We start from the raw sequence: 25,776 nt of genomic DNA, 5'->3' as shown, positions 1-25,776 counted from the left end.
AGCCGTGAATAGGTCAGATCTATTCGGCGTTAAAACGCCTCCTACTATGTAGGCGTCACGCTTGCTTGGCGCGTCTTACATTCAACACCCCTTCGATGGACTAACGCCTTACCAACAAACAACACAATTCGGCTTTAAACTTACAGTTTGCGGCTTAAAGCTTCTAACTCCTCACCTTTATTTTCATAAAATGATAGCGCTGTCATTTTAGTTTTTATATGATAGGAACGAATTATTAACAAAAATGAAAAATAGTACGCAGAAATACCGTACACTCAGGGCTTAAACGAGGAGAAAGTAATGGATTTTAAGAAGTCACTATTCGCGGTAATGCTAGCGACTGCGCCTTTAATGGCAAGTGCAGCATTAACTCAATCGCAAGTTGATCAGTTTGCGGAAGGTACCGAACTGCTGTTTTCGGTAGAAGATAACTTTCGTAATAAAGATGCGGGCTTTTTAGGAAAAATTACCCTCAATAATGGCTCTGATGTGGCGTTGCCTGCAGGCGAGAGCGACTGGCAGCTTTATATTCACTCTGTTCGTAAAATCTCAACCGAGCATGTCGCTGGCCTAAACATTGAACACGTTAATGGTGACCTTCATCGCATCGTACCAACGAGTTCATTTAAAGGTTTAGCCGCAGGTGAAAGTTTAGAGTTGCCGTTTGACGCGCAAGTATGGATTGTTGCTTACAGTGACTTTATGCCACGGGCATTTTTTGTTTCAGGTAAGAATAAACCAGCCGTATTTGCCAACACCGACACTGAAGACTTTAAACAGTTTGTAACGCCATTTACCCGTGAAAATCAGTTACGCCGTTACAATGAGCCAAAAGATTTATCGGTTTTAGCAACGGCAAAAGTACGTTTCGAGCGTAATAGCACTGATAAGGTGTCGGTTAGTAAAGAGGATGCATTAAAGCGTATTATTCCTAAGCCTCGTAAAGTCGATTTTAATCGAGGTAGCGCAACGTTGAACAATAATTGGCAAATCAGTTATCAAGGCCAGCTTAAGCACGAAGTTATGGTGTTTATGCAAGACTTACAAGATGACTATGGCATTAGCCTTAAAGCACAGCCTGATCATATCAATGTCGGCAAAGACAAAGTAATACGCTTAAAAGTTGACCCTAAACTCAATAATGCAAAAGCTGAAAGCTACACTCTAGAGATTGATGATGAAGTGATCACTATCGTAGGTAGCGATAACGCCGGTGTGTTTTATGCGATGCAAAGCTTATTAAACCTGATTCCTGCAAATAGCCAAGGCAGTGCCAGCTTACCGCAGTTAGAACTTGAAGACTCACCGCGTTATGGTTGGCGTGGTATGCATTACGATAATGGTCGTAACTATCATGGCAAAGAAGCAATGTTCAAGCTGGTTGAGCAAATGGCTCGCTATAAAATGAATAAGCTACACTGGCACTTTTCAGAAGATGAAGGTTGGCGACTTGAGATCCCAGGCTTACCAGAGCTCACCGACGTTGGCGGCTATCGCTGCTTTGATTTAGAAGAACGCGAGTGCTTATTAACTCAGCTTGGCACAGGGCCATTTAAATCAGGCTCTGGCAACGGTTATTTGAAACGTGATGAGTTTGTTGAGCTATTAAAGTTTGCGAAAGACCGCCACATTCAAATCATCCCTGAAGTTGAAGGCCCAGGCCATGCACGTGCCTCAATCAAAGCGATGGAAGCGCGTTATCACAATATGTTAGAAGAAGCTGAGAAAGCCGCTAAAAACAACATTAAAACGCGCTCTGCAAACAAAGAAATTCAACACATAGATATGGGGCCAGCAACGCAATATTTGCTTACTGATCCAAAAGATACCTCTGTGTATATGACGGTACAAAACTACAAAGATAACTCGATGAATGTGTGTATGGACTCAACCTACGCATTTTTAGATAAAGTGACTTATGAACTTCAGCAGATGTATCGCGAAGCAGGTGTGCAGTTAAAGAACTTGCATATTGGTGGTGATGAAGTCGGAGCAGGTTCGTGGATAGGCTCGCCAATCTGTCAGGCGTTATTTGCTGATCCTAATAACGGTGTAGCTGGCCCGGCTGATTTAAAACCTTATTTCACACAACGTGTTGCAACCTTACTTGAAAAACGCGGTATTTCTCCGGGTATTTGGGAAGATGGCATCATGTATGACCGCGAAAATTCATTTAAACGTGATGAGTTCCCTAATAAAACCTTTACGGTAAATACTTGGGATAACATTTGGGAATGGGGCGTTGCCGATAGAGCATACCGCCTAGCAAATGCCGGTTATCAAGTGGTGTTATCACACGGTACGCATTTGTACTTTGACCACCCATACGAAGCAAGTCCTGAAGAGCGTGGTTATTACTGGGCCACTCGTTACACAGATACTAAAAAAGCCTTTAATTACATGCCTGATGACGTGTATGCCAATGCCGATTACACCCGTACTCGTGAGCCAATCGTTAATTTAGAAGCGTTGGTGGGCCGCCCATTACCTAAACTTGAAAAGCCTGAAAATATTCTAGGTATGCAAGGTCAGGTATGGTCAGAAACAATCCGTACTGAAGAGCAAGTGTTAGCAATGATCTTCCCGCGTATTTTGTCAGTGGCAGAGCGCGCATGGCACAAAGCCGATTGGGAAGGCGAAAACGTCGATAGTAAAAAACAAGCAAAAGACTGGGCTGAGTTCTCAAGTGCTGTAGGCTTAAAAGAGCTTGATAAGTTAGCCAAAGACGGCATCAATCTGCATTTACCAGTCCCGGGCGGTGTGATTGAAAATGGGAAGTTATATGCCAATAGCGCATTTGCATATTTGAGCATTGAATACAGCCTAGACAACGGCCAAAGCTGGCAAACTTACGTTGAGCCTGTGAAGGTTGATAACAATGCAAAAGTTGCGCTACGCACCCGCTTAAACGCAAAACAAACCAGTCGCGTCACAGTTGTTGGTGAGTAGTGCTTTGTGATAAAGAAATGTGACGCCTACAGCAAAGTGTAGGCGTCATTTTTGCTTGCGCGTCTGGCTAAATCTGGCGGCCTTAAAACTTCGCGCGAAATAAATTTCACGCCTACAATACCTCGCATCTCGCATCTCGCATCCCGTAGGCGTCACGCTTGCTTGGCGCGTCTTACATTCAACACCGTTCGCTCAAAACTGACAGCTGAAAGCTGACGGCTAATCCAAATTCATCGCGCGAAATAAATTTCACGCCTACGGTATCTAAAAAATATGTCAGCGCTGTCATTTTTGTTGCGATAGTGTTATAAATATTTAATATCTATTTTATATAATCATCTGAATCAGCAGCGCCGTAGAGTTGAACTGTGCTGTTATGGGAAATGTTATGTCTGAAATGAATAAACAAAGCAGTGTTGTGCCTATGGCGATTGTTGCCACGCTGTTTTTTATACTGGGTTTTGCTACATGGTTAAATGGTTCACTGATGCCATTTTTACAGCAAATTTTGCAGCTTTCACCGTTTCAGGCATCGCTGATTATTTTCTCGTTTTATATTGCGGTGACTTTTACGGCTTTACCTTCGGCGATGATCATCAGAAAGGTAGGTTATAAAAACGGTATGGCGCTGGGTATGGCGACCATGATGGTAGCAGGTTTACTGTTTATTCCTGCTGCAAAAACGCAAATTTTTGCACTGTTTTTATTCGCTCAACTTGTTATGGGAGCTGGGCAAACGTTATTACAAACAGCGGTTAACCCATACGTAGTAAGAATCGGCCCAGAAGAGTCAGCCGCGGCTCGCGTTAGTATTATGGGTATATTGAATAAAGGTGCAGGTGTTGTTGCGCCGATAGTATTTACCGCACTGATACTCAGCGATTTTGAAGGTTTTGTAGGTAAAGAACTTAGCCAAACTGATATTGATGCCATGGCCAATGGCTTAATATTACCGTATTTAGGGATGGCTATTTTTATTGGTATACTCGGCTTTGCAGTTACTAAAATGCCATTACCAGAGTTAATAGATGACGATGTTGATGAGCAAAAACCGGGGCAGGTAAAAGAAGCGCTGAGTCATCCGAGTCTTGCCTTAGGGATTGTGGCACTTTTTGTTTATGTGGCAGTTGAAGTAATTGCTGGTGATACCATTGGCAGTTTTGCGCTGTCGTTAGGTGTTGAAAAATACAGTGTTATGACATCGTACACCATGGGTTGTATGGTGCTAGGTTACTTTTTAGGGATTTTACTTATCCCAAGAGTGTTATCGCAGCAAACAGCGCTGACAATTTCAGCGGTATTGGGTTGTGTGTTAACTCTAGCGATTGTTACAGGTAGCAATGAAACTGTATTTATATCAACATTATTTGGCCTAAAATCGGTACTGCCAGATACCTTATTGCTCATTGCTGTGCTAGGCTTTGCTAATGCGATTGTTTGGCCTGCAGTTTGGCCGTTAGCATTATCTGGTTTAGGCAAGCTAACTAGTGTAGGCTCTGGTCTGCTCGTTATGGGGATTGCCGGTGGAGCGTTTGGTCCATTATTTTGGGGCTTAGCAAGTGGCGGCGTAAAAAGCGCAGAAGCACAACAAATGGCTTATATTGTGATGTTGCCTTGTTATTTATTCATACTTTTCTATGCTGTTAAAGGTCATAAGATGAAAAGTTGGAAGTAATTATGAGTTTGAGGTTGGGTGAAAAGCGCACCGCCTTGAACTTTGAAAAGCATTTCTAGTAAATAGAAATAATCCCGTGTGTAATGCCACCGAAAGGTGGCATTTTTTTGTTTGGGATTTGAAAAATTAGGCGCTAGGTATTAGGGGGGAGGCTCTAGGTGCTAGGCTTTCGCGTGAAATAAATTTCACGCCTACAATATTTCGCATCTCGCACCTCGTAGGAACGGCTTTAGCCGTGAATTATCTTAGAGAGTTCGGCACTAAAGTACCTCCTACATCGTAGGCGTCACGCTTGCTTGGCGCGTCTCAAACACGGCACTGCTGCTAACATTTCGCGCCTACAAGATTTCACACCTACATTCCCCCGCACCTCGCAGCTCTCGTTCGTAGGAACGGCTTCAGCCGTGAATTATCCTTAAAGACTTCGGCGTTAAAACGCCTCTTACCATGTAGGCGTCACGCTTGCTTGGCGCGTCTTACATTCAAAACCCAGGCGTCAAAACAATACGGTGCCAACAAACAAAAATAATTCAGCTAAAAGCTATTACCTACAAACAACACAGTTCGGCTCAAAACTGACAGCTGAAAGCTGACGGCTTTTAGAACTGAAAACAGGTATCGAAGATTAAACTAAGTCTAGAGATTGAAGTAGACAATATTTAGGAAAATATATGGATTTACAAAAGGGGAGAAGTGGGGCGACTGATGGGGCTTGAACCCACGACAACCGGAATCACAATCCGGGGCTCTACCAACTGAGCTACAGCCGCCACTGAGATACACCTCGTTTGGTGTGGCGCGCATATTACATAATTAAGGTTAGCTTGTGAAGCCCTAAATTGAAAAAAGTAGAAAAAACTTATTTGCCTCAGAAAATTCAGAAAACCATCACTGGTCAGCTCGCGTTCAGTTTCGCAGATTAGACTTGCGGCTTTTGTAATTGAGCAAATACTCATTTCGTAGTTTTATGCGTAATTTAATGATTTTTTAACCAAAGATCATATATAATTTGTACAGCGTGACGCTACAAATGAACTTCAGGAGAGAACATGGATACAATAATGAACTGGATCAACGAGAATTCAGGTTTAATCATACATTACGCCGTTCAGGCGGTTCTAGCGCTAATCATTTTCTTCATCGGTGGTCGCATCGCTAAATTCTGCGAAGGCTTAACTGAAAAAGCATTTGATAAAAAGAAAGTCGATAAAGCTGTAGGTTCATTTGTTGCTAGTATTGTCTATGCAATTGTATTTGCTGCAACAATCTTAATGGCACTATCTCAATTAGGTATTGAAACTACTTCATTCATTGCTATTTTAGGTGCGGCTGGTTTAGCAGTAGGTTTAGCACTTCAAGGTTCACTATCTAACTTTGCATCAGGTGTTTTAATCATCTTACTTCGTCCTTTCAAATCAGGTGACTATGTAGAAGCAGGTGGTAAAGCGGGTACAGTTAAGAAAATCGAAATTTTCTCTACAGAATTACGTACACCAGACAACAAAGTAATTATCATGCCTAACTCATCAATTATGGGCAGCCCAATTACAAATTTCTCTCGTGAATCAACTCGTCGTATCGATTTAGTAATCGGTGTTGGTTACGATGCAGATCTTAAAGAAGCAAAAGCAGTTCTTAAATCAGTTTTAGATAAAGAAGAGCGCTTATTAAAAGACCCAGCATACACAGTAGCGGTATCTGAGCTTGCAGATTCAAGCGTAAACTTTGTGGTTCGCCCTTGGGTTAACTCAGCTGATTACTGGCCAACGTATTTCGATTTAATGGAAAACATTAAGATCGCATTAGACGATGCCAACATCACAATCCCATTTCCGCAAATGGATGTTCATTTGCACAAAGAAGACTAATTAAGTCTAACGTACAAGTAGTAAAGGTTATTTTTTAATGAAATTAAAAGCATTATCAATTCTAGTTGCAGCAAGCGCTGCAACTAGCGCATTCGCAGCAGATGAAACCAAAACTTGGGATGTAACCAGTGAACTAGGTGCCATTATTACAAGTGGTAACACTGAAACAACAACACTTAAAGGTGGTGTTAAGGTTTTACATAACTTAGAAAACTGGAATAACGAGTACAAGTTAGACGGCATCTACAAAGAAGATGAGATCGAAAACGACCAAGGTGTAAAAGAAACACAGCGTACCAACGAAAAGTACTCAATCTCAGCGCAAGGTAACTATAAATTAAACGAAAAGCACTCACACTTATTCATCTACGGTTCGCACGTATCTGATTACTTTGGTGCATACCGTAACGAATCAGTTATCTCAGCGGGTTACGGTTTACGCTTAATCGACCGTTCTGACATGTGGCTAAACGCTGAAATCGGTCCAGGTTATAAGTACTTCCAATATCCTGATGGCAGCACAGAAGTTGATGAAAACGGTAATTCACTTGCAGGTGAGCGTGAGGGTGAAGCAATCGCCTTAGGTAAAGTTGATTACAACTGGCAAATTTCAGACAGCGCACGTTTTACTCAGTTAGTATCAGTTGAATATGGTGATACCAATACTAAAACACGTTCAGAGTCTGCAATTCTAGCTAAGATCAACGGCTCACTACAAATGAAAGTAGCTTACAACATCACCCACAACTCAGATGTTGCTGATGATAAAGAAAACACAGATACAGAAACGTCACTAACGCTAGTTTACAGTTTTTAACTAAATAAACCGTTTTGTTGACAATTTAATGACAAAAAGGGACGAAAGTCCCTTTTTTATTTCCCTGTATTTCAGGTAGAATAGACAATCTTTTTGACTGTAGAACTATGGATATCCCTACTTGTGATGTTATTTAAAAGACTCTTCATTACTTTTTTGCTGTTAACTTCCGCATCAGTATTGGCTTTTACTCCTACAGCCGCACAAATCGAACAATTTAAAAAGCTTCCTAGAGCGCAGCAAGAGGCGCTAGCAAGGCAGTATGGTGTAGATTTATCAACGATTACAGGTAAGAAATCTTCAACCGACCAAATTGAACAAGAATCAACAATCCAACCTCGTTTAGAACAAGAAAAAGAACAATTAACAGATGAAGAGCGCTTTGCTCCAAAAGTTGATGAAGTAAAGCCTTTTGGTTATGACTTGTTTGCTGGTGAGCCAACATCATTTATGCCAAGTGAAAATGCGGCAGTTCCTGAAACCTACTTAATTGGTCGTGGAGATTCACTTAACATCAACTTTTACGGTAAAGAAAGCGAGAGCTATGAAGTTGTTGTTGACCGCGAAGGGCGTATCAGCATTCCAAACTTAAGTCCTGTTCAAGTGGCGGGTCTGACTTTTGCAGAAGTCAAAGAGTTAATCAAAGCAAAAGTTGAACAAGAAGTAATTGGTATTAAAGCATTTGTTTCAGTAGGCAAACTTCGTAGCATTCGTGTGCTAGTGCTTGGTGAAGCGTACAAGCCGGGTAGTTATTCTGTTTCATCACTGACTACCGTATCGCATGCATTATTTGTTAGTGGTGGGGTATCTGATATTGCTTCACTACGTAATATTCAAGTTAAACGTGCGGGTAAGGTTGTCGCAAACTTTGACTTGTATGATCTATTAATCAACGGTGATAGCAGCAACGATATTATTTTAAAGCCTGGCGATGTGGTGTTTATCCCATCAGTTGGCTCACAAGTCGCTGTTGAAGGCTTAGTAAAGCGCCCTGCTATTTTTGAGCTTAAAAAAGGCGAAACAGCAGCACAGTTATTAAAAATGGCGGGTGGTTTAAAGCCGCAAGCTTACGCTAAAAAAGCAATTGTAGAACGCTTCAATAACAATAATATGAAAGAAGTATTATCAATTGACTTTAGTAGCAATCAAATTAACTACACTCCTCGTGATGGCGATCGTATTCGTTTTAATCCAGTAAGCTTCCAATATCAAAACAGCATTAGTTTAATTGGTGCTGTTGCACGTCCGGGTCATTATCAGTGGCATCAAGGCAAGCATATCTCTGACGTTCTAACTTCAGTGCGTGGTGACTTGCTGCCTCAGGCTGACTTAGGTTACGGGTTACTTGTTCGTGAAGTTAATGTAGCAGGTGATATTCAAGTTTTTCAATTTGATATAGCACAAGCGATTGTTAAGGCTGCAGAGCATGATTTAGAGTTAAAAGCTAACGATAAGCTTTTTGTATTTAGCCGTTATCAAGAAAAGCAAGCTGAAGAAACGGCACTTGCAAATATGGCGCTTACAGAAGCGCAGCAAGAGCAGCAGTATAAAGTAAAACAATGGCATCAATACCAGCAAAGAGAGTTTGAAAAATACATCGGTGTTACAGGCTCATCAGCAGGAATAAAGTCAAAAGAAGACAGAACTAAATCGATTGCAGATATTGCCAAGCACAATTTAACTGACGATGAAGAGCTACTTGAGACAAAAGATTATGCAGTTTTCAGTCGTTTTAATCTATTAAAGCCAATTATTTCTAAACTAAAGCAGCAAGCTACAGTCACTATGGCAATGCAGCTTGTAGAAATAAATGGCCATGTAACTTACCCAGGTGTTTATCCGCTTACAGTTAATGGCGAAGTAAACGATTTGATAGCCGCCGCCGGTGGTTTACTTGAGTCTGCTTATACTGAGCAAGCTGAAATAACCCGTGTAATGGATGGCGACGCATCAAAAGTTAAACATATAAAATTTAACCTGCAAGCTGCCATGTTAGGTAGTAATGGCGAAAATATAGCATTACGTAGTAAAGATAGTATAAATATTTTTTCTATTCCTAATTGGCAAGAAAACGTAAAGGTAGAGCTTAAAGGCGAAGTGAAATTCCCTGGTGTTTACACTATTCGTCGCGGTGAAACATTAAGCAACTTACTAGAACGCGCAGGCGGTTTTTCTGAATTTGCCGCGCCAAATGCTGCTATTTTCACTCGTGAAGCTATTCGCAAACAAGAGCAACAGCAATTAGCAAAACTTTCGGAAGATTTACGCCGTGATATTGCATCAAAAAGCTTTGAGAATTCTGTAAGCAGTAACAGCCTTTCATATGATGAAATGAACAAGTTATTGAACGATCTCGCGAGTGTAGAAGCCGTTGGTCGTTTAGTTATTGATTTACCACTGATTGTAGAAGATAAACAAAGGCTTGTTCTGCAAAATGGTGATGCGCTTTATGTACCAAGTAAACGTGATTCAATCAGTGTAATTGGTGAAGTTAACTACGCAACCTCACACTTATTCCAGCAAGGTATTACGGTAGACGATTACATTGATCTTAGTGGCGGCTTAAAAGAGCGCGCAGCAGATGAACGAATCTATATCATCAAAGCTAACGGCTCAGTGAAAATCCCAAGTACAGGCAGCTGGTTTGCAGTTAATGACACAAACACGCTTGAAGCGGGTGACACCATCGTTGTACCTATGAACGCTGATTACATGGACAACCTAACTCTGTGGAGCACTGCGACACAGATTGTTTATCAGTTAGGTGTAGCAGTTGCTGCTATTAGTAGTATATAAAGCCTATTTTTATAGAGATTAAAATGTCTAGTTTAAATCGTAATATGAAAGCCGAAAATTCATCTGAAGATGTTGATTTAAAAAAAGTTTTCAATGTCTTTTTTAGGTACAAATGGCTGATTTCATCAATAACTTTAGTAGCAGCTTTAATTTCAGTAGTATTTGCTATTAACCAGCCAAATATTTATAAATCAACTACTTTAATTATGCCTGCTGAGCAAGAGAGTAAAGGAGGGCTGTCCTCTCTCGCTAGTCAATTTGGCGGACTTGCTAGTTTGGCAGGAATGAATATTCCATCACAATCAAATAAATCAAAGATAGCTGTAGAAATACTTAGGTCGCGACTATTCATATCAAAATTTATAAATAAACATAACTTATTACCTGATTTGATAGCTGCAGAATTTTGGGATTTAGGTAGTAATAAGTTGAGTTATAACCCAGATTTATACGATGCTGAGATGAAAAAGTGGGTGAGGAAAGTGCAGCTTCCATTTACGCCTAAGCCTACAGATCAAGAAGCTTATAAAAGTTTTTTAGAGAAGCTAAGTATTATAGAAAACATTGAAACTGGCATGATCACTATTTCATTTGATCATATTTCACCTTATTTTGCTAAAAATATTCTCGATTTACTAATAGAGGATATCAATAATGAAATGAAAAAGAAGGATATTGAGGAAGCTAAAAAGAGTATCGCATTTCTAGAAGCGCAAATACGCAAAACAAGTGTTTCAGATATAAAGTCAATTTTCTATAACCTAATTGAAGAGCAAACTAAAACTATAATGTTTGCCGAAGTAAGAAAAGAATATGTTTTTAAGGTAATTGATCCTGCAATTGTTCCAGAATTAAAAGATAGACCCAAAAGGGCATTAATTTGTATTTTTGGCACTTTGCTTGGATTTATGCTGAGTCTTTTGATTGTCTTTTTCTTGTCGAATATAAAAGGCATCTATTCAAAGTGATAGTAGTATTTGGCCTGAAACGCTATGAACAACTATAAATTTTACTTATGAATCTAAGAACTATAACTCAATACTCACTAGGACCTGTCGGTTCTGCGTTCCTTGGATTTGTAACTTTACCTCTGATTACATGGCATTTCAGTTCAGAAGATGTTGGAAGGCTGAGCATGCTATTTATAGTACAGAGTTTTGCTGTACTTTTTTTTTCCGTAGGTTTAGACCAATCTTACATTCGTTATTATTACTCCTCAAAAGATGTTGGTCAGTTATTTAAAGATTGTATTACACCAGGCATTATCTTATTTATAATTACGTCTTTAACATCATATCTATTCGATCCCACACTGATATCTTACATTTTGTTTGGGATTGAGGATTCAACATTAACTTTAATGACTTTAGCATGTATTTTGGTCGTTTACTTACAAAGGTTTATATCTTTAATTGTACGAATGCAGGAAAATGCATTATTGTTTTCCTTAAGTCAATTCTTACCTAAAGTATTCTTTCTATGTTACTTTTTCATTATAATTTTATTTGAAGAAGGGTCAGGTTTTATATATTTGCTATTAGGTCAGCTTATTTCGAACCTATTAATTCTTTTATATTTATTGTATGGAAATAAAGAGGGAATTTATAAATCGATATTGACAAAGTTTTCTATTAAAAGATTTTCAGAGTATTTTAGTTACGGGTTACCTTTAACTATTGGTGCTATAGCTTATTGGGGGCTTACTGCTACAGATAAGTTTTTTTTAAGAGCTTACTCATCATTAAATGAGTTAGGCATTTACTCTGTTGCAATAAGTTTCTCTACTGCAGCAATAATTTTCCAGAAAGTATTTACAACAATATGGACTCCTTACGTTTATAAGACTATAAGCGGCGGGCATGATGATAATGAAATTAGGAATATAAATAAGTATGTGGTTTTATTTGTTGCAGTTATAATTTCACTGCTCGGTATGGCAAGTTGGGTAATTGATTATATTTTGCCAAATGAATACTCTTTGGTGAAATATTTAGTAATACCTTGCATGTTAGCCCCATTATTTTATGTACTTTCAGAAACAACAGTGGTTGGACTCAATATAGTAAAAAAGACTAATTACTCAATGTTTGCATCAATTTTTGCTTTTGCTATTAATTTTATAGGTAACTTTTTCTTAGTGAAAAAATTCGGTGCATATGGAGCTGCGATTAGTACAGCAACTTCATTTTGGGTATTCCTTGTTCTTCGAACTGAGTTGTCATGTTATTTTTGGAAGAGTATACCGAGGGTAAGGTTATATATATTAACCTTATTTCTTTTGGTTGCATCAATAGTAACAATAATATTATCAAGTAAAGTTATAGTGTTAATTTGGATTTTTTTATCACTAGCAGTAGTAACCCTTTTCTATAAGGATTTTTTGTTCATGTTATCAACTATAAAAAAAGCAAAAGTATAGAGGCTTAAATGAAAATCTTTTTCTTTGGTCAAGCCACTGGCGGAAATGCATTATTGTGGTTCAACTTCCTAAACCATCAAACTAAAAATAATAAGCAATTAGAAATTACATTTTTGGCACGAACCCTTTGTACTTTGAAGCACTCTTTTAAGGTTTTTTCACCTTATGGTTATAAAAAACTACCAAAGGTAATTCAAAAACTAAGGAATAAAAGTGTTTCATTATTTTTACTTGACCTCTATTTATTCCTCCTAAAAAGAAAAGGAATACAAGATTTATTGATTCTACAAGGTAACTATACACCAGCGACTAACTTGAAAGTATTAAATAAGATAGAGCATAAAAAATCAATATTAAACATTTATGGAAGTGACTTTTATAGAAAATATCTTAGAAAAGAACTCGATAAAGCTGGGCTGAAACAATTTATAGAGGTTCTTGAAAAAGTAGATGTAATTCATTGTAACTGGCATACAACGAAAGATGACTTCCTAAATGAGTTTCCACAGTTCAGTGAAAAGGTTCTGTGTTGTCCATGGGGAGCAGATTTAGATTGGTATGAACATGAAATGAAACCTAAAAAGAGAAAAGAAAACAAAGTCTTTTTATCTACTAGAGCATTGCACTCATATAATAATGTAGATCTAGTAGTTGAAGCATTTTGTAAAGCTTTTCCTAGTAATACACATCATCAGTTACATATAGTTGGTGCTTATGGTTGCGATCCTGAAGTACTTAAAAAGATACGTAAAATCATTATAGATTATGATCAAAGCAATAACATTAAAATTGATATAGATAAATGGTACGAAGGTACTGATCTAATGAATTTATATGACAGCGCCGATTATAATATTTGTTTTGGTTCTACAGATCAATTAACGATAAGTATCGTTTATGCTTATTTACGGGGAACAAAAAACATACTTTCTCCCTTAGATAATTATCAGTACCTTAGCCAATTAGGTTTCAAAACACAGTCTATATGTGAAGAAATTTCAGTTGAAAACCTTAAAGAAAAGTTTCTATATTTAGTTGATAATTCGATGGATGAAAAAAGTATTATAAGTGATGAAAAATTAGCAAGAGAAGTTTTTAATTTAGAAACAGTCTTTAATCACTATATGGAAAAAATTAATGAATGATAATATTACTCCAGGCTATATAACATTATTAGATATTTTAATTAAGGGCTCTGATAAGCTTGATTTTTCACTAGATTCTATAGAAGCAGGGCATAATGGGCCTTATAAAGACGAAGAGACAAGAGCTAGAAATATCGCACACTGGATAATAATTTTCAGTTGTATATATAAGGAAACTAAAGAAATTAAATATAAAGAGTTTTCTTATCAAGCTATTGATCTTCTTTTATCAGAACAGTTCCGCCCGATGAAAGCTGCATTTTTCTGTCGAAAAAATCCTCTTAAAGACTTCTCTAATGGTGTTATGGGACAAGCATGGATCATGGAAGCATTGATCTATTCAGCAAAAGTTTATAATGATGGTGAGTTGATGAAGCAGGCAATTTCTCTTTATAGAATGCATTCATTTGACAGTAACCGAAGTCTCTGGAGGGTATTGAATGTAGAAGGCTCTTTTGGAGACTTCGATCAAACTTTTAATCACCAACTTTGGTTTGCATCTATAGCTGCAAAGTTGGACTTTAGCATTGCAAAAGAGCAAAGCCTAAGCTTTATGGATAATGTATTAAGCAATGTAGAATTGTATTCAGATGGAATTATCTATCATAAATCATCGATTTATAATTTTAAAATAGAAAAGAACCTAGGATTTGGTTCGATCTTAGATTATTTTTTCAATAAAATGTATTCTTTTAAAATTAAGCGTTCTCTTTATTCTAAATCTGTAGGTTATCACTCCTTTAACCTGGTCGCCTTAAGTTATTTATATTCTGAATTCAAAGAACATGCTTTTTTCAAAAGTAAAAAGTTTGATAAAATTATATCAGTAATAAAATCTGAACAATATTTAAAGTCATTAAAGAAATCTAAATATTCTTATCAATATAATCCGCCAGGCATTGAGGAGGCAATAGCACTCTCAAATATTATTTCAGATGAGAATTATGCAATTAAAGCACTTGAAAGGCATTTTTCGATTACAGGAATCAGTAATACAGTCAATGTGCATGACTACCATACAAGTTTAGCTAGGCTTTATGAAATTGCTTTGTTAGATATTAAACTAACTACACCTATTAAGGTATCTTCTGAAATGGTGTCTAAGTGACAAAAGATAAGGTCAACTTTGTAATATTCTTTAGCATTTTCTTTTTTCCATTATTTCCAACAATAATGGTTAATTCTCAGGTTCATATTAATATTTTGGTTTTTTTATTTTCAATACTATACCTGATTATTTATAAAAAAAGTGTTGATTTTTCCCGTAACAAGGTTGTTATAAATTATTACTTAGTCCTTTTATTATTACTTAGTGTTAGTTTTATTTTTGACATCGCAAGCTTAGAGATATCTATTGGAAGTGGATTTTCCTACTTAAGGCCATTGATGTTGTTGGTGATAACTATTGCCGCTATTGATGCAGTCAAAAATTCTGATTTTGTATGTAAGCAACGGCTAGCTTTGATTGTTCTTGTTTCGACTTCATATGTTTTTGTTGAGTTGATTTTAAACTCTCAGCCATATTTTCACGAGCTCGTTTTTTATCTTTATAAAAGAGAGTTTAGATTTGAACTTTTATTTTATGCTGTAACCTTTTTTGGAACTAGTTACTATTCAGGCTATGCTTTTCTGATTCTTTTCTTTTTGGCATTAATTAATTATAACAAGTATCAAACTACACTTTTTGGTTTTCTTTTAGTCGTCTTAACAGCACTGCTGGTTTTATTATCACAGAGCAAGTCGATGATTTTCTCTTTATTTATCTGTATATATTTGTATGCTTTTTTTAAATCTAAGAGTTTATTGCTTAAGTCTATTCTATTCTTCTTCCCTTTTGCGTTAGTGTTTTTATTTTTTATTAATAAAGATGTAATTTCTAATCTACTTATCTCAACAGAACTTCGCTCACTAAAGTCTCTTGATACATTATTAATGAATACATCAAACTCTGGAACTTTGAATGTCCGCTTTGAGCAAATAATTTCAGCTTTTAATTCAGCATATGAAAAGAGCATCTTTTTTGGAAGCGGGCTCGGAAGGGATGAAAGTTTAGAATCATTACCGGCTGTATACTTTTTTAGATATGGACTCCTATCAATATTTTTCCATTATTTTGTTGTATTTTTTATTGTAGTCTTCTCATTTATAAAAATGCGTGAACTGCGTAAATCAGATGACTTTATTTACCCGCTTGTGGTATTCTTATGGGCTTTTACTTTACCCTTAACGCAATTTAGTGGGGTAATGGTAGAAATGTCAAAACTATCATATATGTCAGCGCTGATGGTTGGTTATCTTTTAAAGTTGAGAGGTTTGAGTGCCAAATAAAGTTCTTGTATCAGTAATTATACCTTACTACAACTCTAGGGCTAGTTTATCCAAACTGTTATCTTCAATTCCTGAGCATGATTGGCTAGAAGTAATTGTTGTAAATGATCACTCTGACAGTATAGAAGATATAATTTCTAAACATAAACGTTCTATTACTTTTATGCAATTACAAGGGCATCGGTGGGCTGGAGCGGCGCGAAACTTAGGCTTACAAAAATCAGTCGGTCAATTTATTCTATTTGCTGATGCCGATGATTGTTTTTTAGAAGGTGCGTTTGATAAAGTTTATAATTATTGCCATAAATCAAATGATTTAGTTTTTTTTACACCGACGAGTAGAAAAGAGTCGGGAGAATCATCTACAAGGCACCTAAGTTATAAACAGCTTATCTTAGATTTTATTGAAACAGGAAAAGATGCGATAAAATACAGATTTCATGTTCCTTGGAGCAAACTTGTAAGTAGAAAGTTAATTGTAGATAACAATATACTTTTTGATGAAGTGATTGCTTCAAACGATGTTAACTTTTCTTTGAAATGTTCATATTTCGCTAAAAATATTGCTGTTACTACTGATGAAATATACTGTGTTGTTGAAAGTGATCAAAGCTTAACAAAGCAACTGTCTGAAGAAGTAATTGACTCTAGGTTCGATGCACTTTCACGCTACAATGACTTTCTTATTTCTAAAGGCGACCCGAATCTAGCTGCTATGTCAGGCCATCTTTTTTCAGCTTATAAATTCGGCTTTAATAAGTTTTTAAGTCGTTATTTCTACTGTCGCTATAGAGGGTATAAAATTTTTTATAGTTGGTCCCATATTTTTAGTGTTATTAGGAGAAGAAAGTTAGTCTAATGAAAATTTTATATTTGCATCAATATTTTGCTACCCCTTCTTCTAAAAGTGGAACTCGTTCTTATGAGATGGCTAAAAGGTTAGTTAAAAATGGCCATGATGTGACTTTTGTTACATCTTCGGCTTATTTATCTGATGAATTCAGTTTAAAAAATGGATGGAATTATTTAGAAATTGAAGGAATTAAACTTCATATCTTGAATCTTAATTACTCTAATAATGATGGGTTTATTAAGCGAATTTTTAAATTTATTAACTTTTCTATTCGCTCTACATTTAAAGCTTTAAAAGTTAAATCCAATGTGGTTTTTGCTACTAGTACTCCGCTTACAATTGCGATTCCAGGATTAGTCTATTCAAAAGTTAAAGGAAAGCCTTTGGTTTTTGAGGTCAGAGATTTATGGCCAGAGCTTCCTATTGCAACAGGGGTGATTAAAAATCCATTAATAATTTCTTTTGCTAGGTGGTTAGAAAAGTATACATATAGAAACTCTTCTCGCCTGGTTGGTCTTTCTCCCGGAATGTGTGATGGTATTGCTCAGCAAGGGATACCTAGAAGTAAAATAACCTTAGCTACTAACAGTTGTGATACAGAACTCTTTGATGTCGATAGTATCGTTGGTGAAAATTATATTAACTCCAATTTTAGCTTTCTAAATGGCCGTAAATTAATTGTTTATACAGGAACTTTCGGTTTGATCAACGATGTTGGGTACCTTGTCGAAATAGCTAAGGAAGCTATGAACATTGCACCTGAGTTATGCTTTGTTGCAATAGGTGAAGGTATGGAGAAAGAAAAGGTTATTGAGAAGGCGTCAAGTGCAGGAGTTCTCAATAAGAATCTTTATATATTACCAGCTGTACCTAAAACGGAGATTGTAAAGATTCTTTCCGCTGCCGACTTATCACTCTCATTATTTGGACCTATAAAGGAGATGTGGAATAATTCGGCTAATAAACTTTTTGATTCTTTGGCCTCACAGACTCCGATTGCTATAAATTACGGAGGCTGGCAAAAAGAATTTATACTTGAGTCTAAATGTGGTGTTGTTCTTGACCATAGGAACTATAAAAGTTCGGTTATTAATATCAAAGATTTCTTATTTGATATGAAGGCATATAACCTGGCAAAGGATAGTTGCCGCACACTTTCTTATGAGCGTTTTTCGAGAGATATTATGGCTAAAAAGTTAGAGAACACGATACTGGAAGCATGTGATGATTAAGCGGTTTTTTGATTTTATTGTTTCGCTTTTTGCTTTGCTTTTATTATCCCCACTAATGCTTATTTTATCTTTATTGGTGCGATTCAATATAGGCTCACCTATTCTTTTTAAGCAGGAGCGGCCAGGTCTCAATGGTCATGTGTTTAATATGCTTAAATTTAGAACCATGTTAAATGATACAGATAGTCAAGGCCGACTCTTACCCGATGAAAAAAGAATTACAAAGTTTGGCGCGTTCTTACGTTCAACAAGCTTGGATGAATTACCTGGTCTCATAAATGTTCTCAAAGGTGAGATGAGTTTGGTTGGTCCAAGACCTCTTCTTGTTCAGTATTTACCTCTATATAACAAAGAGCAGGCACGACGCCATGATGTTCGTCCAGGTATAACTGGGTGGGCCCAAGTTAATGGGCGAAATGCTATTAGTTGGGAAGATAAGTTTAAATTAGATGTTTGGTACGTCGATAATCATAGTTTTTTACTTGATATAAAAATTCTTTTTTTAACAGTAAAAAAGGTATTTGTTCGTGAAGGTATTAGTGCTGATGGTGAAGCAACAATGCCACTCTTTAAAGGTAGTGATAAAGAATGAAAGATATTATAGTTATTGGCGGTGGAGGCTTTGCCAAAGAAGTTATTTGGCTAGCTAATGATTGCAATCGTAAAGTTAGAGGTGTCTTAGACGATAATTCCGAAACTCATGGCCTTGAACTTCAAGGTGTAAATGTCTTGGGAAATATAGATTCTTGGATTGAATATGCTTCAGATTGTCAGTTTGTAATTGCAATTGGTAATCCTCGTGTGCGTAAGTTAGTGGCTGATAAAATGAAGCTTTTAGGGGACCCTGATTACGCAATCTTAGTACATCCTAGTGTACGTTTCTCAAACACAGTTAAAATTTCCAAAGGAGCTATTGTTTGCGCTGGAACTATTTTGACAACAGATATTGAACTTGGTGAGCACTGTGTTTTAAATCTTAATGTCACTGTTGGTCATGAGTGTGAAATTAGAGATTTTGTAACAGTTGCACCTATGGCTGCTATTTCAGGAAATGTGACCTTACATGATTTGGTTGAAGTTGGCACTGGGGCTGTAATTAGGCAGGGGCTAACTCTAGAAGGCGGTTCAATGCTTGGAATGGGTGGGGTTCTAACTAAGAATATACCGGAAAAATTTATTTTTGCAGGTAACCCAGCAAAGAAACTCAAGGAGATTGTTGAGTAATGGAAGTATCAATCATTGGTTCAGGTACAATGGCAACAGGTATTGCCCAAGTTATTTGTAACTGCGTTCAGATTACTAAGGTTAACATTATTGCTCGTACAGAAGCTAAAGCAGCTAATGTGATAGATATTTGCGAAAAAGGTATGAAGCGACTTATTCGTAAGTCTAAAATTACCGAAGAGCAAGCTTCTACATCTGTTGAAAAACTACAAGCCTGTACAGATTTAGAGGTCATTAGGAATTCAGATTTAATTATAGAAGCTGTAGCCGAAGACTTTACAGTAAAAATGGAATTATTTTCTAAGTTATCTAACTTAGTGTCCAATAATGCAATCGTAGCAACGAACACTTCTTCTCTATCAATTACTGCTTTTGCCAGTGTACTGCCTAATCCTAAAAATGTTGTAGGCTTGCACTTTTTCAATCCTGCACCCGTAATGGAGTTAGTTGAGATTGTTGTTGGTCATGAAACATCTAGCTCTATTGTTGAAAAGTTAGAGTCACTAACAAAGATGTTAGGTAAATCACCTGTGGTTGTGCAGGAGGCTCCTGGATTCGTAGTTAATCGTATGCTTATTCCTATGATTAATGAAGCTGTAAGTATTTTAGCTGAAGGTGTTGCTACAGCAGAGGATATTGATAAGGCTATGAAGCTTGGTGCGCATCATCCTATGGGCCCATTAGCTCTAGCTGATTTAATTGGTAATGATGTGAATTTATCAATTATGGAAACGCTTTATAGCGAAACAGGTGATCCTAAATACCGAGCACATCCTTTACTAAGGAAAATGGTTCGAGCAAATCATTTAGGGCGAAAATCTAAAAAAGGCTTTTTTGAGTATAAGTAATGTTAAACACTCCTTTTTCTCCGTGGCCAAGCTTTACCCAAGAAGAAGCTGATGCCGTTAGCCGCGTTATTTTATCGAATAAAGTTAATTATTGGACCGGTACAGAAGGCCGTGAATTTGAAAATGAATTTGCAGCTTGGGCTGGTACAGAGTACGCTGTAGCGTTAGGTAATGGAACTCTTGCTCTCGATCTTGCTTTAAAGGCATTAGATATAGGTCCAGACGATGAGGTAATTACTACACCTCGTACATTTTTAGCTTCTGCGAGCAGTATTGTTACTGCAGGTGCATCGCCAATATTTGCTGATGTTGATCTTAACAGTCAAGCAATCACAGCTGAGTCTATTAAAGCCGTACTTACTCCTAAAACTAAAGCTGTCATAGTTGTGCATTTAGCTGGAATGCCGGCTGAGATGGATGCAATCATGGCGTTAAGTAATGAGTATGGGTTCTATGTTATTGAGGATTGTGCTCAGGCACATGGAGCAAAATATAAAGGTAAGTCAGTTGGGAGCATTGGCCACATTGGAGCTTGGAGCTTTTGCCAAGACAAAATAATGACTACAGGCGGTGAAGGTGGCATGGTTACCACAAACTCTAAAGAGTTATGGTCAAAAATGTGGAGCTACAAAGATCATGGTAAAAGCTTCGATGCCATTTACAATCGCGAGCATCCTCCAGGATTTAGATGGCTACATGAAAGCTTTGGTACTAACTGGCGTATGACCGAGATGCAGGCTGTAATTGGACGTATTCAGCTAACTCGTATGAGTGACTGGACTGCAAAGCGTCAGGCTTATGGTGCACAATTAGATCAGGCTGCAAGTGGTTATAATTGTGTCCGTTTAGTGTCAATACCTGAATATATTGAGCATGCTGAGTATAAGCATTATATGTTTATAAAGCCTGAATCTTTAGCTGAAGGATGGGATCGGGACCGAATAGTTAACGAAATAGTAGCTCGTGGTGTGCCTTGTTTTCAAGGAAGTTGCTCTGAAGTTTATTTAGAGAAAGCTTTTGATAATACTTTGTGGCGACCAGCTGAGCGCTTGAAAAATGCTGTCCAGTTAGGTGAAACCTCATTAATGTTCCTTGTACATCCATCTCTAACTCAGGATGAAATTCAGCAAACTACAATTGCTATACACGAGGTTTTAGAAGCCGCATCTAAATAACATAGTCTTAAGTGGTAGATTAGTTGCTTCTTCGGTAACAAATTGCCACTTTTTTTTACAAAAAAGCAAAGGATTGTTAAGCACTGCTCAACTAGATTATAGGAATTGTTTTAGTTGTTCCTAATGTAGTAGAATTAGAGTAGGACTGATATGTTACTTTTTAATAGGGACCCTTTCTTGTTTTTAGATACTCTTGTCAAATTACCGCGAAACCAAAAAAGAGTTGTTTCTTTAATTATAGATACTTTTTTTATATTTTTATCTTTTTGGCTTGCATTTATATTAAGACTCGATAGCTTGAAAGAGTTTTATGACTACCAGAACTGGTTATTACTTTTAGGGGTATTACCATTAAGTTTGTCCGCTTTTGTGAAGCTAGGCTTATATCGTGCTGTTTTACGGTATATTAACTCTCAAGCTTTATGGGCAATTTTAGCTGGTGTGATCTTATCCACGGTCTCTCTAATTGGCCTTTCATTCTTTATTGGGGCGCAAGTCCCAAGAACTGTACCTGTTATATACTTTTGTATCGCTTTGCTGCTTATTGGTGGTAGCCGATTAACAGTACGTGCGATCGTCGGTAAACTCATTATGCGCAGAAAAGAAGGCGTGGTTATTTACGGTGCAGGCTCTGCTGGACGTCAATTAGCAACTGCGTTGGCTAATGGACCTGAATATGCCCCAGTTGCGTTTTTAGACGATGACCCTAAAAAACAAAATACATTCGTACAAGGGTTGAATGTTTTTTCATCTAAAGAAATTTCAAAAGTAGTTGCTACTAAATCAGTCACGAAAATTTTATTAGCTTTACCAAGTGCTACCCGAAGCCGCAGAAAAGAAATCCTCAATGAAATTGAGTCTTTTAAACTACAAGTTATGACGATTCCTGGAATGGCCGATTTGGTAGCAGGGAACACTTCATTAGAACAAATAAAAGAAGTAGGTGTTGAAGATCTTTTAGGGCGTGATCCAGTAGAGCCAAACACCGAATTAATGTCTGCTAATATTCAAAATAAGGTTGTTTTGGTTTCAGGTGCAGGAGGGTCAATTGGCTCTGAGCTTTGTCGTCAAATTGTTAAAAACTCACCAACGAAGCTAGTCTTGTTTGAACTTTCTGAATATGGCTTATATGCAATTGAAAAAGAGCTGAAAGACTACGTTTTTCAAAACTCCTTAAATATCGAAATAGTGCCAATTCTTGGCTCTATTCAAAACTTTAAACTCATCTCAATGACACTTTCGTCATTTAAAGTGCAAACTATTTATCATGCTGCAGCTTACAAGCATGTGCCTTTAGTTGAGCATAATGTTATTGAAGGTGTTAAAAATAATATATTTGGCACCAGTAACATTGCCCGTGCTGCGATAGAAAATAACGTTGAAACCTTTGTACTTATTTCAACCGATAAAGCAGTTCGACCTACCAATGTGATGGGGACAACCAAACGTATGGCTGAGTTAGTGCTGCAAGCATTATCTGATACACAAAAAGCTACGCGCTTTACTATGGTTCGTTTTGGTAATGTTCTGGGTTCTTCAGGCTCTGTTGTACCATTATTCAGGCAACAAATTAAGCAAGGCGGCCCTATCACTTTAACCCATAAAGACATAACTCGTTATTTTATGACCATCCCAGAGGCAGCTCAGCTTGTTATTCAAGCAGGTGCAATGGGTAAGGGGGGCGATGTGTTCGTTTTAGATATGGGCGAACCGGTTAAAATAATGGATTTAGCGACTAAGATGGTCCACCTCTCTGGCTTAGAAGTGAAGTCAAATAAACACCCTGAAGGTGATATTGAAATTCAATGTACTGGCCTACGTCCTGGTGAAAAGCTTTATGAAGAGCTATTGATTGGTGATAACGTTGTTGGTACTGATCATCAAAGAATCATGAGTGCACACGAAGTTAAAATGCCATGGAATGAGCTTGAACAAGTTTTACTTGAGCTTAAATCGTCATGTGATTTAAACGATCACCACTCTATTCGTAAGTTGTTGTTAGAAGCACCAACAGCCTTTAATCCCACAGATGGTATTTGTGACCTCCATTGGCTTGAGAGTGTAAAAAATAACGAAAACGTAACTGTATTAAAGAATGCAAAGTAAAAAATAAAGTAGTTTAATTAGGTATATATGAATATTACAATCGCGGGTACAGGTTATGTTGGTTTATCTAATGCCATGTTGTTGGCCCAACATAACAATGTAGTAGCTCTAGATATTGTTGAAGAAAAAGTAGCGCAACTAAATGCCGGGAAGTCGCCAATATCAGATACAGAAATTGAAGATTTTCTTGCTAATAAGCAACTGAGTTTTACTGCCACTACAGATAAGCAATTAGCTTATCAAAATGCAGATTTCATCATCATCGCTACACCTACCGATTATGATCCAGAGACCAACTACTTTAATACAAAGTCAGTTGAAGCTGTTATTGCTGATGTAAAAACAATAAACCCAACAGCAGTAATGGTTATTAAGTCAACTGTACCTGTTGGCTTTACCGAAAGCATTAAGCAAAAGTTTAATACAGAAAACATTATTTTCTCTCCAGAGTTTTTAAGAGAGGGTAAAGCGTTATACGATAACTTACACCCATCGCGTATTATTGTGGGTGAACGATCAGAGCGCGCCGAGGTATTTGCAAATTTATTAGCACAAGGGGCTATTAAAGAAGGGATTGAAGTATTGTTTACTGATCCAACTGAAGCAGAAGCCATTAAGTTGTTTTCAAATACTTACCTTGCTATGCGCGTAGCCTACTTTAACGAGCTTGACAGCTACGCAGAAAGCCATGGTTTAAATTCTAAACAAATAATCGAAGGGGTAAGTTTAGACCCACGTATAGGTGGTCATTACAATAACCCTTCCTTTGGCTATGGTGGCTATTGCTTACCTAAAGATACCAAGCAATTATTGGCTAACTATCAAAACGTGCCAAACAACATGATTCGCGCCATTGTAGACGCAAACTCTACTCGTAAAGATTTTATCGCAGAGTCGATCCTCGCAAGAAAGCCAAAGGTAGTGGGTATTCATCGTTTAATCATGAAGGCTGGTTCTGATAACTTTAGAGCATCCGCTATTCAAGGCATCATGAAGCGAATCAAAGCTAAGGGTGTTGAAGTGATAGTTTATGAACCTGAATTACATGAAGAAACTTTCTTTAACTCTAAAGTGACTCATGATCTAGCTGAATTAAAGTCTTCTGCAGATGTAATTATTGCCAACAGAATGGTAACTGAGCTCGATGATGTTGCAGAAAAAGTATACACCAGAGACTTGTTTGGTAGTGATTAGTTCTCACTTGGGGTAATAACAATTTTGTAATAGACACGCCTAAATTCTCTGCGTATAATCGCTGGCTCATAAAAACCAATCCTTTTGGATTGGTTTTAAGGAAAATGAGTATTTTAGGTGTGACTATGGAAAGTTGGTACTTACTTTTTTGTAAATCAAAACAAGAGCTAAGAGCTCAAACTAACCTTCAAAACCAAGGTTTTGAAGTATTCTTTCCCGAACATAAAATCGAGCGAATCGTAAAGGGCCGCCGATCAATTCGTACATCTCCTCTTTTCCCTAGTTATTTATTTATAAAGCTAGACTCGCAAAACTGTAACTTTTCTGCGGTAAAAAATACCCGTGGAGTAAGTGGTTTTGTTGCTTATGGTCATAAATTTCAAATCGTACCTGAGCAGTTAATTGCTCAACTCAAATCTATGAGTGATATGACTGAGGTAACATCTTCGCTACCAAAAGCCGGTGATGTTGTTTATCTAAACACAGAGTCATTTAAAAATGTTCAAGCTATTTACCAAGAGTCAGATGGTGACATGCGTAGCATTTTGTTAGTTAATTTATTGAACAAACAAGTCACCGTAAGTGTAGATAATAAAGAAATCAGTTTATAAGTCGCGATTCAAAACGACATTAACGTAGAAGCGGCCTTAGCCGTGAACATGATTTAAATGTTTGGCGTTAAATAGCCTCCTACGGAACAGATAATTTATAAGTCGTGATTCCGCGCGACATTAACGTAGGAACGGCTTTAGCCGTGAACATGTTCAAAATGTTCGGCGTTAAAACACCTACTAAGGTGTAAGCATTAAGCTTTAACACGGAAAAACAAAAAATAATAATAAAATCAGTACGTAGGAACTGCAACCTAGGGGCGGAAGCGTGCCCGGAGGGCTAGACAAGCAAAGAGTCTTGCTTTCAAGATTTTGCGAGAAGCGCCAAGCCCGTAGGAACGGCTTTAGCCGTGAATCGTTGAAAAATATTCGGCGTTAAAACGCCTCCTACAGTAGGCTTTTGTATTCATAACGCGATACCGCTTGCAAACACACACAAGCAACGATTTACAATCTTGAAGAACCTAGAACCTAGAACCTAGAACCTAGAACCTAGAACCTAGAACCTAGAACCTAGAACCTAGAACCTAGAACCT

The 25,776-nt window shown here is 37.4% G+C and carries 19 protein-coding genes and 1 tRNA gene; 19 read left to right on the top strand and 1 reads right to left on the bottom strand.

Annotation, left to right across the window (positions count from 1 at the left end):
* Nucleotides 1-300: 300 nt before the first annotated feature.
* On the top strand, nt 301-2,949 hold the full coding sequence (locus tag MTF66_RS37250; RefSeq protein ID WP_248530246.1) for a family 20 glycosylhydrolase: 2,649 nt from the start codon (nt 301-303) through the stop codon (nt 2,947-2,949).
* 388 nt (nt 2,950-3,337) lie between these two features.
* Nucleotides 3,338-4,624 (top strand): N-acetylglucosamine MFS transporter NagP, encoded by a 1,287-nt coding sequence (gene nagP / locus MTF66_RS37245; protein WP_248530245.1) that lies wholly within the window; start codon nt 3,338-3,340, stop codon nt 4,622-4,624.
* Between the two features lie 694 nt (nt 4,625-5,318).
* Here nagP and MTF66_RS37240 read toward each other — a convergent pair.
* Nucleotides 5,319-5,394 (bottom strand) — tRNA-His (locus tag MTF66_RS37240).
* Nucleotides 5,395-5,673: 279 nt separating this feature from the next.
* On the opposite strand from MTF66_RS37240, the gene MTF66_RS37235 reads away from it, so the two are divergent.
* The 17 genes from MTF66_RS37235 to rfaH all read left to right on the top strand — a co-directional run bounded on the left by MTF66_RS37235 (nt 5,674) and on the right by rfaH (nt 25,240).
* Nucleotides 5,674-6,492 (top strand): mechanosensitive ion channel family protein, encoded by an 819-nt coding sequence (locus MTF66_RS37235; protein ID WP_054563554.1) that lies wholly within the window; start codon nt 5,674-5,676, stop codon nt 6,490-6,492.
* Between the two features lie 37 nt (nt 6,493-6,529).
* Entirely contained in the window at nt 6,530-7,309 is a 780-nt protein-coding gene (locus tag MTF66_RS37230) for a YdiY family protein (protein ID WP_248530244.1), read from the top strand.
* Nucleotides 7,310-7,435: 126 nt separating this feature from the next.
* A complete protein-coding gene (locus MTF66_RS37225; protein ID WP_248530248.1) occupies nt 7,436-10,105 on the top strand; it encodes an SLBB domain-containing protein in 2,670 nt (889 codons plus the stop codon).
* Nucleotides 10,106-10,128: 23 nt separating this feature from the next.
* Nucleotides 10,129-11,073 (top strand): Wzz/FepE/Etk N-terminal domain-containing protein, encoded by a 945-nt coding sequence (locus tag MTF66_RS37220; protein ID WP_248530243.1) that lies wholly within the window; start codon nt 10,129-10,131, stop codon nt 11,071-11,073.
* Nucleotides 11,074-11,120: 47 nt separating this feature from the next.
* On the top strand, nt 11,121-12,524 hold the full coding sequence (locus tag MTF66_RS37215) for a lipopolysaccharide biosynthesis protein (protein ID WP_248530242.1): 1,404 nt from the start codon (nt 11,121-11,123) through the stop codon (nt 12,522-12,524).
* 8 nt (nt 12,525-12,532) lie between these two features.
* Nucleotides 12,533-13,669, top strand: a complete 1,137-nt coding sequence (locus tag MTF66_RS37210; protein ID WP_248530241.1) for a glycosyltransferase — start codon at nt 12,533-12,535, stop codon at nt 13,667-13,669.
* Nucleotides 13,662-14,777, top strand: a complete 1,116-nt coding sequence (locus tag MTF66_RS37205) for a hypothetical protein (protein ID WP_248530240.1) — start codon at nt 13,662-13,664, stop codon at nt 14,775-14,777. Before MTF66_RS37210 ends, MTF66_RS37205 begins: the two co-directional genes overlap by 8 nt.
* Complete coding sequence (locus MTF66_RS37200) at nt 14,774-15,997, top strand: hypothetical protein (RefSeq protein ID WP_248530239.1); 1,224 nt, start codon at nt 14,774-14,776, stop codon at nt 15,995-15,997. The genes MTF66_RS37205 and MTF66_RS37200 overlap by 4 nt, the downstream gene beginning before the upstream one ends.
* Nucleotides 15,987-16,856: a glycosyltransferase family 2 protein gene (locus tag MTF66_RS37195; protein ID WP_130167241.1), complete on the top strand. Its 870-nt coding sequence runs from the start codon at nt 15,987-15,989 to the stop codon at nt 16,854-16,856. The genes MTF66_RS37200 and MTF66_RS37195 overlap by 11 nt, the downstream gene beginning before the upstream one ends.
* Nucleotides 16,856-18,082, top strand: coding sequence for a glycosyltransferase family 4 protein (locus MTF66_RS37190; RefSeq protein ID WP_248530238.1), 1,227 nt, complete (start codon nt 16,856-16,858; stop codon nt 18,080-18,082). Before MTF66_RS37195 ends, MTF66_RS37190 begins: the two co-directional genes overlap by 1 nt.
* Nucleotides 18,075-18,674, top strand: a complete 600-nt coding sequence (locus MTF66_RS37185) for a sugar transferase (protein ID WP_248530237.1) — start codon at nt 18,075-18,077, stop codon at nt 18,672-18,674. Before MTF66_RS37190 ends, MTF66_RS37185 begins: the two co-directional genes overlap by 8 nt.
* A complete protein-coding gene (locus MTF66_RS37180) occupies nt 18,671-19,306 on the top strand; it encodes an acetyltransferase (RefSeq protein WP_130167244.1) in 636 nt (211 codons plus the stop codon). The genes MTF66_RS37185 and MTF66_RS37180 overlap by 4 nt, the downstream gene beginning before the upstream one ends.
* Nucleotides 19,306-20,154, top strand: coding sequence for a 3-hydroxyacyl-CoA dehydrogenase family protein (locus MTF66_RS37175; RefSeq protein ID WP_130167245.1), 849 nt, complete (start codon nt 19,306-19,308; stop codon nt 20,152-20,154). The genes MTF66_RS37180 and MTF66_RS37175 overlap by 1 nt, the downstream gene beginning before the upstream one ends.
* Entirely contained in the window at nt 20,154-21,329 is a 1,176-nt protein-coding gene (locus tag MTF66_RS37170) for a DegT/DnrJ/EryC1/StrS aminotransferase family protein (RefSeq protein ID WP_248530236.1), read from the top strand. Before MTF66_RS37175 ends, MTF66_RS37170 begins: the two co-directional genes overlap by 1 nt.
* Nucleotides 21,330-21,479: 150 nt before the next feature.
* Nucleotides 21,480-23,435 carry a nucleoside-diphosphate sugar epimerase/dehydratase gene (locus tag MTF66_RS37165; RefSeq protein ID WP_282454263.1) on the top strand — a complete coding sequence of 652 codons (1,956 nt, stop codon included), beginning with the start codon at nt 21,480-21,482 and terminating at the stop codon, nt 23,433-23,435.
* 27 nt (nt 23,436-23,462) lie between these two features.
* Nucleotides 23,463-24,629, top strand: a complete 1,167-nt coding sequence (locus MTF66_RS37160; RefSeq protein ID WP_248530234.1) for a nucleotide sugar dehydrogenase — start codon at nt 23,463-23,465, stop codon at nt 24,627-24,629.
* Between the two features lie 125 nt (nt 24,630-24,754).
* Nucleotides 24,755-25,240, top strand: coding sequence for a transcription/translation regulatory transformer protein RfaH (gene rfaH / locus MTF66_RS37155; RefSeq protein ID WP_248530233.1), 486 nt, complete (start codon nt 24,755-24,757; stop codon nt 25,238-25,240).
* Nucleotides 25,241-25,776 lie beyond the last annotated feature (536 nt).

It is taken from the genome of Pseudoalteromonas sp. 2CM39R, from assembly GCF_023161845.1.
Note: the sequence above shows the minus strand (reverse complement) of the source record. Positions and strands in the feature narration are given on the sequence as shown.